Below are 16,420 nucleotides of genomic sequence, written 5' to 3' on the forward strand. Positions count from 1 at the left end.
AAGGACTGTAGGCAATTTGGTTTGCAAAAACGCAATGAAGCTCAGGAATTAGCAACGTTCCCATGAAAGTCGTTTTGATCGAGGATAATTGTGAGACTTGCGAGGACCTCCGCGCCATTCTGGAGCGGAAGAAGGAAACCGTTTTCTCCTTTGATCAAAGCACCGAAGCCCTGACCTTCATCGAGGCAACCCTGGACATTGATGTCATCATCGTTTCGCTCAATTTGCGTGATGGCTCGGGATTGGAGATCTGCTGGCACTCCCGTATTTTTGCCGCACAGCGCAAGGCGATGTTCGTCATTGCCATTTCCGAACAAAGCGACGCCGAAATTCTCATCGAAGCTCTGGACAGCGGAGCCGATGACTTTCTGCATAAGCCGGTGCAAGAAGAAATCCTGCTCGCGCGGTTGCGTGTCGCCGAACGGGTCACGATGCTTCAGAATCAGCTGGTGCAGATGGCCAATCATGATCCGCTTACCGATCTTCTGAACAGACGCGCCTTTTTTGAAAAGAGCCATCGCTGCATGGCCCGTGCAAAGAAGGGCCACCCCGTCGCCGCCATCATGTTCGACATCGACCATTTCAAATCTGTCAACGATCACTATGGCCATGACGCTGGCGATCAGGTGATCAGAACTGTTGCGCGGATTGCATCCTCAAGCGGCTATCTGCTTGGCCGCCTTGGAGGAGAAGAATTTGCCATCATCATAGACAGATGCAGCTTGCGAACCGCTGCAAGAATTGCCAACCGGATCAGGCAGCAGATCGAACAAACACCGATCATAGTCAATGGGCACAAGATTTCGATCACGTCCAGTTTTGGCGTGGCCGAGCGTCTTCAGGGCGATGATGTGGACGCATTGCTGAAGCGGGCCGATGCCGCTCTCTATCATTCGAAAGGCAATGGCCGAAATTCAGTGACGGTGGCTTGCTCTCAGGAAAGACAGAATGAGGCCAATAACAGATCCCGCGCTGTTTGAGCTGTGTCTGCTGTCAGGTGCCTGGCGTCAGCTTCTGCGCTGATGGTTGCCTTTCCCCGTCTTCACACCCTGCTTGAATCCAGTCAGCCGATGGCACTGGTCTTGACGCTCGAGCCCAAAAGCGAGCTTTGTCTCGCTTCCGAACCAAAGCCGTCTTTCATGTCGCAAAGCACAGCAATCACAGCCCAAAAGACGTCGACGGGAACGCGCCACCGGCCAGAGCTGTGGCTCCCTCCCCCCGTGATCCGGACTGGTCTTAGCTGTCCATTTTCAACGCTGCGATAAAGGCTTCCTGCGGAATCTCGACCTTGCCGAACTGACGCATTTTCTTCTTGCCGGCCTTCTGTTTCTCCAGAAGCTTTCTCTTTCGGGTGGCATCCCCACCATAGCATTTTGCGGTCACATCCTTGCGCATGGCCGAAATGGTTTCGCGGGCGATGACACGACCGCCGATAGCGGCCTGAATCGGGATCTTGAACATGTGACGCGGAATGAGATCCTTGAGCTTTTCGCACATGGACCTGCCGCGCATTTCCGCCTGACTGCGATGCACAAGCACCGATAGCGCATCCACCGGCTCCTCATTGACGAGAATCGACATCTTGACCAGATCACCGGCACGATAGTCGGCAAGCTGATAATCAAAGCTGGCATAGCCTTTGGAGATCGACTTCAGGCGATCATAGAAATCAAAGACCACCTCGTTGAGCGGCAGATCATATTGCACCATCGCACGGGAACCAACATAGGAAAGGTCGGTCTGCACACCGCGGCGCTCCTGACAAAGCTTCAGGATCGCACCCAGATATTCATCTGGCGTCATGATGTTGGCCTTGATCCAGGGCTCGCGAATTTCCCGGATGCGGACCACATCAGGCATGTCTGCGGGATTGTGCAGCGTAATCTGCTCGCCGTTGGTCATTTCGATTTCGTAGACAACGCTTGGAGCCGTGGCGATGAGATCCAGATCAAACTCACGACTGAGCCGCTCCTGAATGATCTCGAGGTGCAAAAGACCAAGGAAGCCACAACGGAAGCCGAAGCCAAGAGCCGCAGAGGTTTCCATCTCGAAAGAGAAGCTCGCATCATTGAGACGCAATTTGCCCATGGCCGAGCGCAGGTCTTCAAAGTCATTGGCATCAACGGGGAAAAGACCGCAGAAAACAACGGGCTGGGCGGGGCGGAAGCCCTCCAGAGGTGCATCGCAAGGACGCTTGACATGGGTGATGGTATCACCGACGCGCGTGTCGGCCACTTCCTTGATAGAGGCGATCAGAAAGCCGACCTCACCGGGACCCAGCACGGGCACGTCAGTCATTTTGGGTGTGAAGATGCCAATGCGATCAACATCATAACTGGCGTTGGTGCCGAGCATGCGAATGCGCTCGCCTTTCTTGAGCTCTCCATCGATGATCCGGACAATCACGACGACACCCAGATAGACGTCATAGTAGCTGTCAACCAGCATTGCCTTGAGCGGAGCAGACAGATCGCCTTCAGGGGCGGGCAGTCGCTTGACAATCGCCTCCAGAGTTTCCTTGATGCCAATGCCGGATTTGGCGCTTGCCTCAATCGCATCAGAGGCGTCAATGCCGATCACGTCTTCGATCTGGGCGCGCACCCGTTCAGGTTCTGCGGCGGGCAGATCGATCTTGTTGAGGATTGGCACGATCTCGTGATCATTGTCGATGGCCTGATAGACATTGGCCAACGTCTGGGCTTCTACACCTTGCGAGGCATCGACCACCAGAAGAGATCCCTCACAGGCAGCAAGCGAGCGACTGACTTCATAGGCAAAGTCGACATGGCCCGGCGTGTCCATGAGATTGAGCGTATAGGTTTCCCCGTCGTCAGCCAGATACTTCAAGGACACGGTCTGTGCCTTGATGGTAATGCCGCGCTCTTTCTCGATCTCCATGCTATCGAGCACCTGTTCGGACATTTCGCGTTCACTCAAGCCGCCAGTGACCTGGATCAGCCGGTCGGCGAGTGTCGACTTTCCATGATCGATATGGGCGATGATGGAAAAGTTGCGTATTTTTTTAAATGTTTCTTTGCTCATAGCAGCGCTTATACCCGTGCTCTCATGATCGGAGAAGAGAGTTTTTCAGCCTTTCTCACGAAGGAAGGAAAAAATCCAGTCAGAAATGCAAAAACCCGACCAAACAAGGCCGGGTTTATACAGTTTCCACGTATGAGAGGGGAAACGGGATCAGCAGTTACAGCATTCCTTCTTCCATCGCCTTGGCACGAAGGCGAAGAATTTCCCATTCCGCGTCCATGATATATTCGTTGGAGATTTCGCGGAACTTGAGGAAGCTGTCATAGATTTCACCAGCCAGCGGAGAGGTCTGACCGATTTCCTCGAGAACAGCCTTGGATTCCTTTGCCATGGCCATCATCATGTCATCAGGCAGCTTGCGCAATTTGACACCATCTTTTGCCAGAAGCGGGCGCAGCGAAATGGCATTGTGATACTGATAGTCCGCCATGGTGTCCAGCGAGGTCGCCTTGGCAGCCTGTTTGATGATCTCGCGCAGATCTTCCGGCAAGCTCATCAGTTTTTCCTTGTTCACAATCACTTCAAGACCGGCACCTGGCTCATGGAAGGCAGGCATATAATAGTTTTTGACAACCTTATAGAGACCGAAGGACAGATCGTTCCATGGGCCGACCCATTCGGCGGCATCAATCGTGCCAGACTGAAGGGCGGAGAAAATGTCCGTCGCAGGCATCATGACAACAGAGACGCCAAGACGGCGCAATACTTCACCACCAAGTCCGGCGATGCGCATTTTCAGGCCTTTGAGGTCATCAAGGGTCTTGAGCTCCTTGGCAAACCAGCCGCCTGCCTGAGTGCCCGATGCGCCAGCATAGAACGGCACAACTCCGAACGGTTCGCAAAGCTTTTCCCAAAGCTGCTGACCACCGCCGAACTCCAGCCATGCGGCATGTTCGATCTGGGTGAAGCCAAACGGAACACCGGTATAGAAATGGAAGGCCTTGTCCTTGCCCTGCCAGTAATAGGAGGTGGCATGGCCGATTTCAGCCGTGCCTGAAGAAACCGCATCAAACACTTCGAGCGGAGGCACCAACTCGCCGCCACCAAAGACCTTGATCGTCAGGCGACCGCCTGACATCTTGCCAACGCGCTCGGCAAAGCGCACTCCATTCATACCAACGCCTGGCAACTGTTTTGGCCAAGACATTGGCATATTCCACACGATACCATCCTGAGCTCTGACGATTGCAGGAGTTGCAAGGGTCGCGGCACCACCGACAGCAAGACCGGTTAACACTGAGCGGCGATTTATGGATCCTTTACTTTCCATAGAAAAATGTCCTCCGACTGAATGAAAGAAAGAAATATTGTTATTGTTTTTTTTCGCCTGCATGCTTGCACGAGGCTACAACCGACGCAAGAGCAGAAGCGTTGCAAGTGTTTGTATTTCCTCAAGCAAATTGGCTCGATTGCGCAGAGGAAACAAAAGCAGCCGCCCATGCACGAAAAATTAAGTGGATTAGCCAATATTGTTTGCCACATTATCACGCTGACTTCATTTGCAAATTCCGCAAAATGCTGTAAAAACCCAAGCCATTACAGAACAATATTTCGCTTTTTCCTCTTATCAAGGGATTTAAGATATTGCCGCGCAAAAGCTCCAAGCTCGACCGGATTGACCTGCATATCCTTGATGAGCTTCAGAAGAATGCCCGCATCACAAACAAAGCCCTCTCGGAAATTGTCGGGCTTTCCCCAAGCCCCTGTCTGCAACGGGTCAAGCGGCTTGAGGATATCGGTTTGATCAGCGGTTATCTGGGCCTGATCAATCTCGAGGCCCTGTGCCGCCATGTCACCGTGATGGCAACCATCACCATCAGGGATCACGATCATTCGATCTTTTCCACCTTCGAGAAAGCGATTGCCGAGCTGCCCGATGTTGTCGAGTGCCTCAAGCTGAGCGGTTCGTTTGACTATCTTGTCCGCTTTGTCTGCACCGATATTCAACGCTATCATGCAGTTACTGAAGACCTGCTGGTTCAGGTCGGCGGCAAGATGCAGATTGCCAGCCATGTTGTCCTTGACCAGACCAAGGAATATCACGGGGTCGATCTGGATGGACTGGTGCATGGGTAGGGCTTGAGACCGAGGATCGGCACGCGCCGAACTCGATCAACACGCAAGCGCTTCAGATTTCGTCCGGTCTTACCGGCTCCCCGGTTTCCCAGTGCAGAACGCTCAGTTCCGGCCAGTTTCCAAGCATGCGCTTTGCTTTCTCGCCGTAGAGCTGGCGATTGGTCGCCAAAGTGTGGCATGGCCGGATGGTCAGGGAAAAAATATCTGAAAGCCCGAAAGGTGCTGCGATCGAAAGAGTGTCATCCGCTTCAAGCCGCACCGCCACAGCGTGTGTGGTGCACATGTAGTTTTCAAGGCTCTGATCGGTAGAGGACAGTTGCGGATAGGCCCCGCCAAAGCGCTCCGGATACCAGAGATGGACCCGAGCCTGATTACGCACCTCGATCCGGCCTTGCCAGCTTGGCAGAGCCTTGTCGACCCTTTTGATTACCGCGTCTTCAGCGTCATAGGACAAATCCCTGTCATCGAAATAGGCGATGTCATAGTCCTTGATGCCATGCCCCCGGGGGCGTCCGGTGAGACAGTTCCAGACGGTTTGATAGATGGCACCGGAAACCAGACGCCAGTCGGGCAGGTTCAGTTCGCGCAGTGCCCTTAGCAGTTCCATCAAGTGATCATCATCGGCAATCATTCTGCCGAGCAGAAACCGGCGATCCTCTTCACTCAATTCCGGGCTGTCATTGTCTGTCCTGATGGTGAAGGGGCTGTGCATGCTGCTGTCTCCGTTGGCTGGAGAAACAGGATCTTCGATTCTTTGTACCAAGGCAAAAGCTTCAGAAAGCTTTATACAGGAAACAGGGCCGTGCGCTTCACTTGCCCGCGTTCGACAGTCATACCCTGTCGAGCACCTCAAGCAGGCGATATCGCTCGCAGACCAACTTCATGTCGGGAGCGAAGACACCGTTGCGCTCAAAATAGGCTTTGTGTCCATCGCGCCAATAGTCATAGGAAAGATCGCCTTCCCCCTCCTGTCGGGCGAACTCCACATCCACTTCATCAAACCGGCACAAGAAAACATCGATGGTTTCGATCACGGCAGCCGGTTGATCTGCGCTGTCAAGAATGACGTAGATATCGCCCACTTTAGGCAGCGGGATATTCTCCTTCTCAAGCAAGGCAAGCGCATCGCAAGACGCTGTTTTCCTGCCCGAAATGACAAGCGCCAGCAATTCTTCCGCCAGTTCCGGAGAATCTCCCAGAGAGTAGGCATCAGTGATGGTTCCGTATTTTTCGTGAAGCTCGATCATGCTACCTCATGGCCTGTTTTCTCATTTCAGGATAAAAAAATCCCGCGCTCCCCGAAGAACGCGGGATTTTGTTTTCAGAAAATCAACCGCGCAGCTCGCCGCCAGTAGCCTTGACGACACTGGCAACAATCTTGGTTGAGATCGCTTCGATATCCTCGTCGGTCAGCGTCTTGTCCTTGGGCTGAAGGGTGACTTCGAGGGCAACCGATTTCTTGCCTTTCTCGATATGCTCTCCTTCATAGACGTCAAACAGATTGACCGCGGTGATCAGTTTCTTGTCCGCACTGCTTGCTGCCTTGAGGATCGTGGCTGCGGTGACCGACGCATCGACAACGAACGCGAAGTCGCGGCGCAGAGGTTGCAGATCGGACAGAATGAGAGCCGGACGCGACTTGGTCGGTTTCTTCTTCGGATCCGGTGCATTTTCGATGGTGATCTCGAATGCACAGACCGGTCCGTCGACATCCAGAGCCTGGAGCACTTTGGGATGCAGCTCACCGAAGGTACCGATGACGATTTTCGGACCCAGCTGGATTTTGCCAGACCGCCCCGGATGGTACCAGTCGGGCCCACCGGCAACAATCTGAAGCTTGGAGCTGTCGAGCCCCATGGCCTCGAGCACGGCCAAGGCATCGGCCCGGGCATCAAAGACGTCCGACGGCTTGGCAGCATCACGCCAGTGGCGACCGGTTCCAACAATCTGAACCGCTCCGCGACGAATGCCCGTTGCATGGGTGAACTGTTCCTCGGGCTTGTCGCCTAGGAAGATCTGGCCCACTTCGAACAATGCAAGATCATTGGCACCGCGGTCCACATTGCGCTGAGCTGCCAGCAGGAGGCCGGGCAGCAGGCTCGGGCGCATGTCTGACAGATCTGCGGAAATCGGGTTGGTCAGAGCCAGTTCCGGCTTGCCACCACCGAAGAGTTCTGCCTGCGCCTTTTCAACGAAGGACCATGTCACCGCCTCAACCATACCACGAGCGGCAAGCTGACGACGCGCATTGCGAATGCGTTTCTGACGATCCGTCAATGGTGGTTGGGTCACCGCATTGAGGCGTGGCAGTGGGGTATTTGGAACACGGTCTACGCCAACGATGCGAGCAACCTCCTCAACGATGTCGGCCTTGCCATGAACATCGGGACGGAAAGTCGGAACTGCAACCTTGAGGTCGTGACCCGTACCGGAAGTCCAGAAGCCGAGACGCTTCAAGACGGTCTTGATCTCAATGTCGGGAACATCGAGCCCCGTGAGGCGCTTGACCTCGGAGATCGGGAAGTCGATGATCTTGTCCTTGATCGGAGCTTCACCGGCAACCACCATTTCAGACGGTTCGCCACCGCACAGATCCATCACCATCTGGGCAGCCATATAGCCACCGGGAATGACAAAGGCCGGGTCGCAGGTCCGCTCGAAGCGATAGCGCGCGTCGGACTGAATGCCAAGCGCACGTCCGGCGCGTGCGGTTTTGATTGGGTCAAACCAGGCACATTCCACGAATACATTGGTCGTGTCCAACTGAGAGCCCGTGGTCTCGCCACCCATTACGCCACCGAATCCAATCGGACCCGAATCGTCTGCGATGACGCAGATTTCGGTTCCTTCGGCGATCTCATATTCCTTGCCATCAAGGGCGATCATTTTCTCGCCCGGTTTGCCAAGACGGGCATGAATGTCGCCTTTCACCTTGTCAGCATCATAGACATGCAAGGGCCGACCGCGGTCATAGGAGATATAGTTGGTGATATCGACAAGTGCGCTGATGGGTCTGAGACCAATGGCACGCAGACGCTTTTGCAGCCAGTCCGGGCTCGGGCAATTCTTGACGCCCTTGATATAGACACCGGTGAAAATCGGGCAGATGGGATTGTCGCCCTCTTCCTTCAAGAACACCTTGATGGGGCTTTCGAACGTGCCCTTGATTTCCTTGGGATGATGCTCCTTGAGCGTGCCGATACCGGCACCTGCAAGGTCGCGGGCAACACCATAAACCCCCAGCGCGTCACCGCGGTTGGGCGTGATGGCGATATCAATCACCGGATCATCAAGACCGAGAACGGGGGCAAAGGGTTCGCCGATCGGTGCATCTTCAGGCAACTCTATGATACCGTCATGCTCGTCGGAAATACCCATCTCGCGCTCGGAGCACATCATGCCGTTGGATTCGACACCGCGAATTTTAGTTGGTTTGAGCACCATGCCATTTGCGGGAATGACAGATCCGTTCTGGGCCAGAACCACCTTGATGCCAGCGCGGGCATTGGGCGCACCACACACGATCTGGAGCACTTCCTTGCCAGTGTTGACCTTGCAGACCCGCAAACGGTCCGCGTCGGGATGCTGCACGGCTTCCTCGACATAGGCCACGGTGAAGTCTTTGAGCAGCTCGGCTCCGTCAATGACCTCTTCCACTTCAAGGCCGATGATGGTGAGCTTTTCGAGAATCTCCTCGAGCGTTGCGTCTGTCTCGAGATAATCCTTCAGCCAGGACAGGGTGAATTTCATGAGGAAAGCCCTCCTACAAGTCCGGGAATATCAAGGGGGCGGAAGCCATAATGATCGAGCCAACGCTTGTCGCCGCCAAAGAAGGCGCGCAAGTCCGGCATGCCATATTTCAGCATGGCGATGCGGTCGATCCCCATGCCCCAGGCATAGCCGGTATATTTGTCGGGATCGAGATCGCAATTGCGCAGCACATTGGGATGGACCATGCCGCAGCCCAGAATTTCGAGCCAATCGTCGCCTTCACCGATGCGCAATTCATTGCCGACGCGCTGGCAGCCGATATCCACTTCCATGGATGGCTCGGTGAAAGGGAAGTGCGATGCGCGGAAGCGCATCTTGACGCTGTCCACTTCAAAGAAGGCTTTGCAGAATTCTTCGAGAATCCATTTCAGATGCCCCATATGGGCCCCTTCTTCGATGACAAGACCTTCGACCTGATGGAACATCGGGGTGTGTGTCTGGTCGCTGTCACAACGATAGGTGCGGCCGGGACAAATAACACGGATCGGCGGTTCCTGGCTTGTCATGGTACGGATCTGAACCGGGGAGGTATGGGTTCTGAGTACCATTTGCGAGCCATCTTCCTTTTCTGGCAGGAAGAAAGTGTCATGTTCAAGCCGCGCCGGATGATCGGGAGGGAAATTCAGCGCGGTGAAATTGTAAAAATCGGTCTCGATGTCCGGGCCTTCGGCCACTGCAAATCCCATATCGGCGAAAATCGCCGTCAATTCGTCCGTGACCTGAGCGATTGGGTGAACACGCCCTTCAAAGGTGGCCCCTGGACGCGTGGGAAGCGTCACATCCACCGTCTCGCTGATCAGACGTTCATTGAGCGCCTGTTCCTTGAGCAATTCCATGCGCGTCGAGATCGCATCGCCAACACGAGCCTTGAGGCCGTTGAGGGCGGGGCCCATTTGCTTGCGCTCTTCCGGGCTCATCTTGCCCAGTGTTTTCATCAGGTCCGAAATCTTTCCCTTTTTGCCAAGGGCCGAGACGCGGACTTCTTCCAATGCAGTCTGATTTGCCGCCGCTTCAATCGCGGTGGTAATCTCCTGCTCCAGTGTTTCAAGTTCCGACATAACCATTCCGTTTTGGGCGATCGCTTGATGTTAATGTGCGTTGTAACAGATTGACCGGCGCAATAAAGGGCTTATCCCCCGTCAATTGTCACCGAATGAGAATAAAAAACCCGCCTCGAATGCTCGACGCGGGTTTTCACTTTTTGAAAATGTTGTTGCGCCGATACGAAAAGCCACGCACCCCGAAAATACGGGATGCAAGATTTTCGGCCTCAACACGTCTCCCCATTGTCGGGGAAACGATCAGGCAGCAGCAGCGGTAGATTTGGCTTTCTCGACCAGCGCAGCGAATGCTTCTGGCTGATGGATTGCCATATCCGAGAGAACCTTGCGGTCGATTTCGATGCCAGCCTTGTTGAGGCCGTCGATAAATCGTCCGTAGGTCATGCCATGTTCGCGGACAGCGGCGTTGATGCGCTGGATCCAGAGCGAACGGAAATTGCGTTTTTTCGCCTTGCGGTCGCGGTATGCGTACTGACCGGCTTTTTCAACGGCCTGCTTGGCAATGCGGATCGTGGACCGACGGGCGCCATAATAGCCTTTGGCAGCCTTGAGGGTCTTTTTGTGACGGGCGTGAGCGGTAACACCGCGTTTTACACGTGACATATCTCTATCTCCTTAATTCAGAATGCGTCTCAAGACTGCGCTTATTTGTAAGGCAGAAACTGCTTGACGATTTTTGCATCCTGCTCGCTGAGAGTGGTTGTGCCACGGGCTTTGCGGATGAATTTGGTGGTGCGTTTGATCATGCCATGCTGCTTGCCAGCCTGTGCAGATACGACCTTGCCTGATCCGGTCACCTTGAAGCGCTTCTTGGCGCCAGATTTTGTCTTCAGCTTGGGCATTTTGCTCTCCTGATAGTCCTTGGCGGACTGTTTTTCTTGAATTTGCTCTCAGCCAGCGCCTTGCCTCTCGATGAGCCTTGGCGATCTGTCCGGAATTGAGCATTCGGCCTCCCCACGGCAGCCCTATATTTCAGCCGGGCGAGACGAGACTGGCGGTTTATACCGATGTGGCGAGCGGGAATCAAGAGGAAAGGCAAAAGAATCTGGCAGAAGATAACCGGCAAAGCAGCCCGTGCATGCCAGATTCGCCGAGAGAGAGGTCGTCACGGCAGGGGATGGGGATGCGGGTGGCGTTCAATTCAACTCTTCAAATTTTCTCTTTCTCATCGGATTATGTCGTAAACGGTCTTAATAAGCACATTCACGTTTCTGAATGCCCATATATCATCAGACCTTCGTCACCCCCCCCTCACAAAAAACAACAAAACCCCGGCTCGCTTGAACCGGGGTTTTTGAAGTCTTTGCAAATTCGCTAAATGCAATGCCTATTTGGGTGCGAGGATCATGACCATCTGGCGGCCTTCCAGTCTTGGCTCTGCCTCGACCTTGGTCAGTTCTGCCATTTCGCCCTTGATCTTCTGAAGCAATTCCATTCCCAAATTCTGGTGGGCCATTTCACGACCGCGAAACCGCAACGTGAATTTCACCTTGTCACCGCTTTCGATAAATCTGTGGGCGCTGCGCAATTTCACTTCATAGTCATGGGTATCGATGCCGGGACGCATTTTGACTTCCTTGACTTCGACGACTTTCTGTTTCTTGCGTGCTTCGGCTGCTTTTTTCTGAGCCTGATACTTGAAGCGGCCATAGTCCATGATCTTGCAGACTGGCGGCTCGGCATTCGGTGAAATCTCTACCAGATCCAAACCTGCCTCAGCGGCCATATCCATGGCCTGTCTGGTGGGCACAGACCCATGGTTGTTTCCCTCATCATCGATGAGCTGCACTTGGTCAATTCGGATTTGATTATTAATGCGCGGTCCCGTTTCGCGGGGCGCTTGCGCTCTGGATGGGCGGCGAATGGTCGTAGTCTCCTTTGATATTGCAACAATGGCATCTCATACATATGACGCAGGTTGTCCTTGCTTTCAAGCCCTGCCAAGGGCGAGAGCCCGGGATAAACGGCAGAAAACTCTCCCCTTTTCACAAGCAAGTCGTACGTGGAACAAAATAGAGGGCCAGCCCTTGAATTTATGTTAAGAGGCTTGATGCTGCCATGCAATATTTGCATAACGAAAGATGACAAAGATCAACACCATACGACCTTAGTATGATAAAGAGCCAGTCAACTCATAATGTGCGCCCTGTTGCACCGTGTCGATTCTAAAAAGAGCAGAGAAGTTTGTTCCATGTCCGATCAACAATTTGACGCCCTTATGCCTGCCGCCATGGCCCAGAAAGCCGAGGATGTGGGTGTTGCCAAAGCCACCAAAGATCCCCTCATCACCTTCACGCTCGCGCTCACAGCCGGTGCCTTCATCGGCATAGCCTTCATTTTTTATACGGTCGTGACCAACGGCAATGGTGATATTGGCTGGGGAGCCAACAAGTTCATTGGCGGGCTGGCCTTCTCATTGGGTCTGATGCTCGTAGTCATCAATGGTGGTGACCTGTTTACCAGTACGGTGCTGACTGTTGTCGCCAAGGCGAGCGGGAAAATCTCCTGGGGACAGCTGTTCAAAAACTGGGGCATTGTCTATGTGGGCAACTTCGTCGGCGCGATCGGCCTTGTCGCCATCATGCAGATCGCCCAACATTACGAACAGGGAAATGGCTCGCTTGGCATCCACTATATGCAGATTGCCCAGCACAAGTTGCATCACGGCTTCTTCCAGGCCATCGCGCTTGGCATCATGTGCAATGTGATGGTCTGTCTCGGTGTCTGGATGTCCTATAGCGGCCGTTCGGTGACCGACAAGCTGCTGGCCGTCACGCTGCCGGTTGCGATGTTTGTCGCCTCCGGGTTCGAGCACTGCGTGGCCAACATGTTCCAGATCCCGATGGCCATCATGACCAAGACCTTCGCCGGCCCCGACTTCTGGACTGCGACTGGAACCACTGCGGCTGACTTTGCGGATCTGACCTGGGGGCATTTCGTCCTCAACAACCTGATCCCGGTCACCATCGGCAATATCATCGGCGGCGGCGTGCTGGTCGGCCTGATTTACTGGTTCATCTATCTGCGGCCAAAGAAGAGCCGATAAGCTTGTCATAAACGGTCAGAGTCTGCTGGCCCATGGATTGAAGCGAAAAGTTGGCCTCGATATGCGCGCGCGCAATCGGGGTCATTGCCTTTTTATGGGCTTTCTCCATCGCCAGCATCTGGGCAATGGCCGTCTGCCACCCCTCTTTGTCGTCATGACGCAGGACGCGCGCAATCCAGTCTGTCTCCGGCACGCCTTCTGGCGAGGCAACAACCTCGGGCTGGGCACCAAGATCACCGACCAGGGTCGGCACACCCATAGCCAAGCTTTCCGCCGCTGACCGGCCAAAGGTCTCCGCATCCTGACTTGGCACGATCACCAGATCGGCCAGCGCATAGGCGGCAGGCATATCAGCGCAATGGCCGACGCGGGAAACACAGCCTTTCAGATCATGCTCGTGGATCAATTGATCCAGCTCGGCCACATAGGCTTCTCGTCCCTGTTCATCGCCGATCAACAGCAAATGGAACGTCGGCCCCATGGCTTTTTTCAGCGCGCCCATGACAGGCAGGATGAAACTCTGCCCTTTCCAGCGCGTCAGGCGCGAGGGAAGGAGAATAACCGGACGGTCATCAAACCCCCATCGTGTACGAAGCGTATCCAGCCGATCAGAAAAAATCGCATCCGAATCGAATTGATCCATATCGACCCCGCGATGGATGGTCACAATGCGGCTTTTGGCCTCCGGATTCCGTGCCTCGATGAGGCGAGCCGTGTAATGGGAATTGGCGATAACGCAATCTCCCTTGGCCATGACGGAATTGTAGAAAGCCTTGAGGCGGCCCTTTTGGCTATAGGCACCATGATAGGTGGTGACGAAAGGCACCCCGACGCGTCGGGCAGCAAGCATGGCGCTCCAGGCCGGGGCACGAGACCGGGCATGAACCAGATCAACCCCATTGTCCCTGACCATCGCTTCGATGATTTTGGCGTTACGGTGAAGGATCGTCAGCGGGTTTTTGCTGCGCCCGGCAAGAGGCAGCAATTGGCCACCAACCTTTGCGAGATGATCATTCAAACGCCCCGGTTCCGCCGCCACAAGCGCCCGCCCTCCTGCGTCAACAATCGCTTCGGCGATATCCACCGTTCCGCGCTCGACACCACCGGAATCGAGCCAGGGAAGGACCTGAAGGATTGTTGGGGCTTTTTTCATGTGATCCACCGCGCTAATAGATCGTAACAGCCACTGTCCAAAATACAGCGAGCCAAATGTGATTCCTTGCTGGAGAGATAACAATGCCTGCCTCTGAAAAGCAAACCATCCGTGTCGGAAAGTCCGATGATCCCCGCGAAATCGCCTTCAAACAACGCCCTGCCACCGCAAATGATCTGCCGGGACTGTTCTGGATGGGTGGCTTCAACTCCAACATGGAAGGGGAGAAGGCCCTTGCCCTTGATGGATTTTCTGAGGAACGCGGTCAGGCCTATCTCCGCTATGACTATTCGGGACATGGCGTTTCGGGAGGGGACTTTCTCGACGGAACCATTTCGAAATGGCTTGAGGAGAGCCAGGTTCTGTTTGATCAAATGACGACCGGACCACAAATCGTCGTTGGTTCCTCCATGGGCGGTTGGCTGGCCTTGTTGATGACAAAGGCCCATATCGAGAAAGTGGGCATTGAAAACAGCCGCATCAGCGGTCTTATCCTGATCGCTCCGGCGATAGATCTCACGCAAGTCCTGATGTGGGATGCATTCGATGACGACATCAGGGCAGAAATTAAAAAGAATGGCTTTGTGAAACGGCCCAGCGATTACGGCCACCCGACAGGTATTGCCTTGCAATTGATCGAGGATGGGAAACAGCATCTGTTCGGCGACAGCCTCATCGAAACCGGATGCCCGGTGCATATCCTGCAAGGAGTGGGGGACATAACGGTACCTTGGCAAATGTCGGTGGATCTGGTGGCACGGCTGGCGCGGGATGACGTCAGGCTGACGCTGGTCAAGGACGGAGATCACCGCCTGTCGAGGCCCGAGGATCTGGAGCTTCTCAAGCGCGTTGTGACTGACATGATCGAGGCTTGAGATCCCCTTCTTTCATGTCAGCCAGCTTTGTTCGCCTCGTTCGCGCTATTTCGTGGCAGCCGCCATCGAATCGGAAATGATGTTCAATGCGCGATCGATCTCTTCAGTGGATACGGTCAGCGGCGGGGCGATGCGGAACACACCGCCCATTCCTCGCAGCTTGACCACATTCATGCTGAGGCCCCGTTGCATGGCCTCTTCCATGATACGGGTGCCAAGCTCGTAGCCGGGTGCCTTGGTCTCCCGGTCCTTGACGACCTCAAGGCCGATGAGAAGGCCACGACCACGCACATCGCCAATGCAATCATACTCCTTTTGCAGAGCGAGCAGACCGTCGCGCAATTGCGCCCCACGCTGGGCGGCCTGTTGCATGAGATTGTCTCTGGCGACGACATCAAGCACCGTGTTGCCGATGGCGGCGGGCAGGGGATCGGAGACATGGGTTGTGTAGAACAGATAGCCCCGTTCATAGGCTGTCTGCTCGATCTCGCTACTGGTCATGATGGCCGCCAGAGGTAACCCGGCCCCGAGGGTCTTTGACAGGGTCATGATATCGGGGGTGACTCCATCGCGCTGGAAGGCAAACATGGTGCCGGTTCGGCCGACACCGGTCTGCGCCTCGTCAAGGATGAGCAGCATGCCGCGCTCTTCGCATTTTTTCTTCAACGCCGCCAGATAGCCAAGGGGCAGTTCGATAATGCCGCCACTGGAGAGGATCGGCTCGGCGATGAAAGCGGCCAGCTTGCCCGATGTCTGGCAATCGATCAGTTTGAAGGCATCGTCCAGTTCGGTTTGCCAGTCCAACGATCCATCGGCATTGGTAAAGCGCGGACGATAGGCATCCGGGGCAGGGATGACGAAAGACCCGACGGCGGCCGGACCGTAACCGAATCGACCCGCACTATAGGTGGCCGAAGCCGCTGCTCCGGTCATGCCATGCCAGCTCTGGGCGAAGGCAACCACTTCGTGACCACCAGTGACCAGCTTGGCCATGCGAATGGCCGCTTCGTTGGATTCAGCACCAGTGGTGAGCAGCATCACCCGATCAAGGTCCGGAGCCAGATCTGCCAGTCGTGTCGCCAGATCAACGACCGGGCGGGACAGCATGCCACTGAAAAGATGGGCCACCTTTGTCATCTGCTCATTGACGGTTGCCACGATGTCCGGATGGGAATGGCCGAGCAGGGCGCTCATCTGACCGGAGGTGAAATCCAGGATCGCGCGGCCATCGGCATCATAGACATAATTGCCTTCGGCCCGTTCAATGATCAGGTTTTCAAATGCGGATCCATAGCGAACCAGGTGCCTGTTCGCGCGATCCCAAAAAGCAGCTTCATCATTCAATGACATGGTGTTTCTCTCTGGTGTGTTTTTTCCAGCCATATCAATCCTTGCA

At 54.8% G+C, this 16,420-nt stretch carries 15 protein-coding genes; 4 read left to right on the top strand and 11 right to left on the bottom strand.

Features of this window, described 5'->3' with window-relative positions; translation table 11 throughout:
- Window positions 1-62 precede the first annotated feature (62 nt).
- A complete protein-coding gene (locus tag ACHZB8_RS00435; RefSeq protein ID WP_316857929.1) occupies window positions 63-980 on the top strand; it encodes a diguanylate cyclase in 918 nt (305 codons plus the stop codon).
- A gap of 256 nt (window positions 981-1,236) precedes the next feature.
- On the opposite strand, the gene lepA is transcribed toward ACHZB8_RS00435, so the two are convergent.
- The gene (gene lepA, locus ACHZB8_RS00440) at window positions 1,237-3,042 is read right to left on the bottom strand and encodes a translation elongation factor 4 (protein WP_316857930.1); all 1,806 of its coding nucleotides are present in this window, start codon (window positions 3,040-3,042) and stop codon (window positions 1,237-1,239) included.
- Between the two features lie 157 nt (window positions 3,043-3,199).
- On the bottom strand, window positions 3,200-4,312 hold the full coding sequence (locus ACHZB8_RS00445; protein WP_316857932.1) for a TRAP transporter substrate-binding protein: 1,113 nt from the start codon (window positions 4,310-4,312) through the stop codon (window positions 3,200-3,202).
- Window positions 4,313-4,626: 314 nt separating this feature from the next.
- On the opposite strand from ACHZB8_RS00445, the gene ACHZB8_RS00450 reads away from it, so the two are divergent.
- On the top strand, window positions 4,627-5,118 hold the full coding sequence (locus ACHZB8_RS00450; RefSeq protein WP_316857934.1) for an Lrp/AsnC family transcriptional regulator: 492 nt from the start codon (window positions 4,627-4,629) through the stop codon (window positions 5,116-5,118).
- 52 nt (window positions 5,119-5,170) lie between these two features.
- Here the strand turns inward: ACHZB8_RS00450 and ACHZB8_RS00455 are convergent, their stop codons facing one another.
- The 7 genes from ACHZB8_RS00455 to infC all read right to left on the bottom strand — a co-directional run bounded on the left by ACHZB8_RS00455 (window position 5,171) and on the right by infC (window position 11,814).
- Window positions 5,171-5,881, bottom strand: coding sequence for a nucleotidyltransferase family protein (locus ACHZB8_RS00455; RefSeq protein WP_316857935.1), 711 nt, complete (start codon window positions 5,879-5,881; stop codon window positions 5,171-5,173).
- Window positions 5,882-5,948: 67 nt separating this feature from the next.
- The gene (locus ACHZB8_RS00460) at window positions 5,949-6,365 is read right to left on the bottom strand and encodes an ASCH domain-containing protein (RefSeq protein WP_316857936.1); all 417 of its coding nucleotides are present in this window, start codon (window positions 6,363-6,365) and stop codon (window positions 5,949-5,951) included.
- Between the two features lie 82 nt (window positions 6,366-6,447).
- Window positions 6,448-8,868, bottom strand: a complete 2,421-nt coding sequence (pheT, locus tag ACHZB8_RS00465; protein ID WP_316857937.1) for a phenylalanine--tRNA ligase subunit beta — start codon at window positions 8,866-8,868, stop codon at window positions 6,448-6,450.
- The gene (pheS, locus tag ACHZB8_RS00470) at window positions 8,865-9,947 is read right to left on the bottom strand and encodes a phenylalanine--tRNA ligase subunit alpha (protein ID WP_316857938.1); all 1,083 of its coding nucleotides are present in this window, start codon (window positions 9,945-9,947) and stop codon (window positions 8,865-8,867) included. Before pheS ends, pheT begins: the two co-directional genes overlap by 4 nt.
- Window positions 9,948-10,190: 243 nt before the next feature.
- On the bottom strand, window positions 10,191-10,553 hold the full coding sequence (gene rplT, locus ACHZB8_RS00475) for a 50S ribosomal protein L20 (protein ID WP_316857940.1): 363 nt from the start codon (window positions 10,551-10,553) through the stop codon (window positions 10,191-10,193).
- Between the two features lie 41 nt (window positions 10,554-10,594).
- Entirely contained in the window at window positions 10,595-10,792 is a 198-nt protein-coding gene (rpmI, locus tag ACHZB8_RS00480) for a 50S ribosomal protein L35 (RefSeq protein WP_316857941.1), read from the bottom strand.
- A gap of 485 nt (window positions 10,793-11,277) precedes the next feature.
- Window positions 11,278-11,814, bottom strand: a complete 537-nt coding sequence (infC, locus tag ACHZB8_RS00485) for a translation initiation factor IF-3 (RefSeq protein WP_316857980.1) — start codon at window positions 11,812-11,814, stop codon at window positions 11,278-11,280.
- Between the two features lie 327 nt (window positions 11,815-12,141).
- Here infC and focA point away from each other — a divergent pair, with 327 nt between their 5' ends.
- Window positions 12,142-12,996, top strand: a complete 855-nt coding sequence (focA, locus tag ACHZB8_RS00490) for a formate transporter FocA (RefSeq protein WP_316857942.1) — start codon at window positions 12,142-12,144, stop codon at window positions 12,994-12,996.
- Here focA and ACHZB8_RS00495 read toward each other — a convergent pair.
- Complete coding sequence (locus ACHZB8_RS00495; RefSeq protein ID WP_316857943.1) at window positions 12,965-14,149, bottom strand: glycosyltransferase family 4 protein; 1,185 nt, start codon at window positions 14,147-14,149, stop codon at window positions 12,965-12,967. The two genes, focA and ACHZB8_RS00495, sit on opposite strands and share 32 nt — an antisense overlap.
- An 83-nt stretch (window positions 14,150-14,232) precedes the next feature.
- Between ACHZB8_RS00495 and ACHZB8_RS00500 the strand changes: the two genes are divergently transcribed.
- Entirely contained in the window at window positions 14,233-15,024 is a 792-nt protein-coding gene (locus ACHZB8_RS00500; protein ID WP_316857944.1) for an alpha/beta hydrolase, read from the top strand.
- 45 nt (window positions 15,025-15,069) lie between these two features.
- Here the strand turns inward: ACHZB8_RS00500 and ACHZB8_RS00505 are convergent, their stop codons facing one another.
- A complete protein-coding gene (locus ACHZB8_RS00505; protein WP_316857947.1) occupies window positions 15,070-16,374 on the bottom strand; it encodes an aspartate aminotransferase family protein in 1,305 nt (434 codons plus the stop codon).
- Between the last annotated feature and the right edge of the window lie 46 nt (window positions 16,375-16,420).

It is taken from the genome of uncultured Cohaesibacter sp. (assembly GCF_963556055.3).
Lineage (GTDB): Bacteria > Pseudomonadota > Alphaproteobacteria > Rhizobiales > Cohaesibacteraceae > Cohaesibacter.

What these genes read in the sequence shown, in the direction of transcription:
- ACHZB8_RS00435 (WP_316857929.1), top strand. Translation starts at nt 63, where the DNA reads ATGAAAGTCGTTTTGATCGAGGATAATTGTGAGACTTGCGAGGACCTC.
- lepA (WP_316857930.1), bottom strand. Translation starts at nt 3,042, where the DNA reads ATGAGCAAAGAAACATTTAAAAAAATACGCAACTTTTCCATCATCGCC.
- ACHZB8_RS00445 (WP_316857932.1), bottom strand. Translation starts at nt 4,312, where the DNA reads ATGGAAAGTAAAGGATCCATAAATCGCCGCTCAGTGTTAACCGGTCTT.
- ACHZB8_RS00460 (WP_316857936.1), bottom strand. Translation starts at nt 6,365, where the DNA reads ATGATCGAGCTTCACGAAAAATACGGAACCATCACTGATGCCTACTCT.
- pheT (WP_316857937.1), bottom strand. Translation starts at nt 8,868, where the DNA reads ATGAAATTCACCCTGTCCTGGCTGAAGGATTATCTCGAGACAGACGCA.
- pheS (WP_316857938.1), bottom strand. Translation starts at nt 9,947, where the DNA reads ATGTCGGAACTTGAAACACTGGAGCAGGAGATTACCACCGCGATTGAA.
- rplT (WP_316857940.1), bottom strand. Translation starts at nt 10,553, where the DNA reads ATGTCACGTGTAAAACGCGGTGTTACCGCTCACGCCCGTCACAAAAAG.
- rpmI (WP_316857941.1), bottom strand. Translation starts at nt 10,792, where the DNA reads ATGCCCAAGCTGAAGACAAAATCTGGCGCCAAGAAGCGCTTCAAGGTG.
- focA (WP_316857942.1), top strand. Translation starts at nt 12,142, where the DNA reads ATGTCCGATCAACAATTTGACGCCCTTATGCCTGCCGCCATGGCCCAG.
- ACHZB8_RS00495 (WP_316857943.1), bottom strand. Translation starts at nt 14,149, where the DNA reads ATGAAAAAAGCCCCAACAATCCTTCAGGTCCTTCCCTGGCTCGATTCC.
- ACHZB8_RS00500 (WP_316857944.1), top strand. Translation starts at nt 14,233, where the DNA reads ATGCCTGCCTCTGAAAAGCAAACCATCCGTGTCGGAAAGTCCGATGAT.
- ACHZB8_RS00505 (WP_316857947.1), bottom strand. Translation starts at nt 16,374, where the DNA reads ATGTCATTGAATGATGAAGCTGCTTTTTGGGATCGCGCGAACAGGCAC.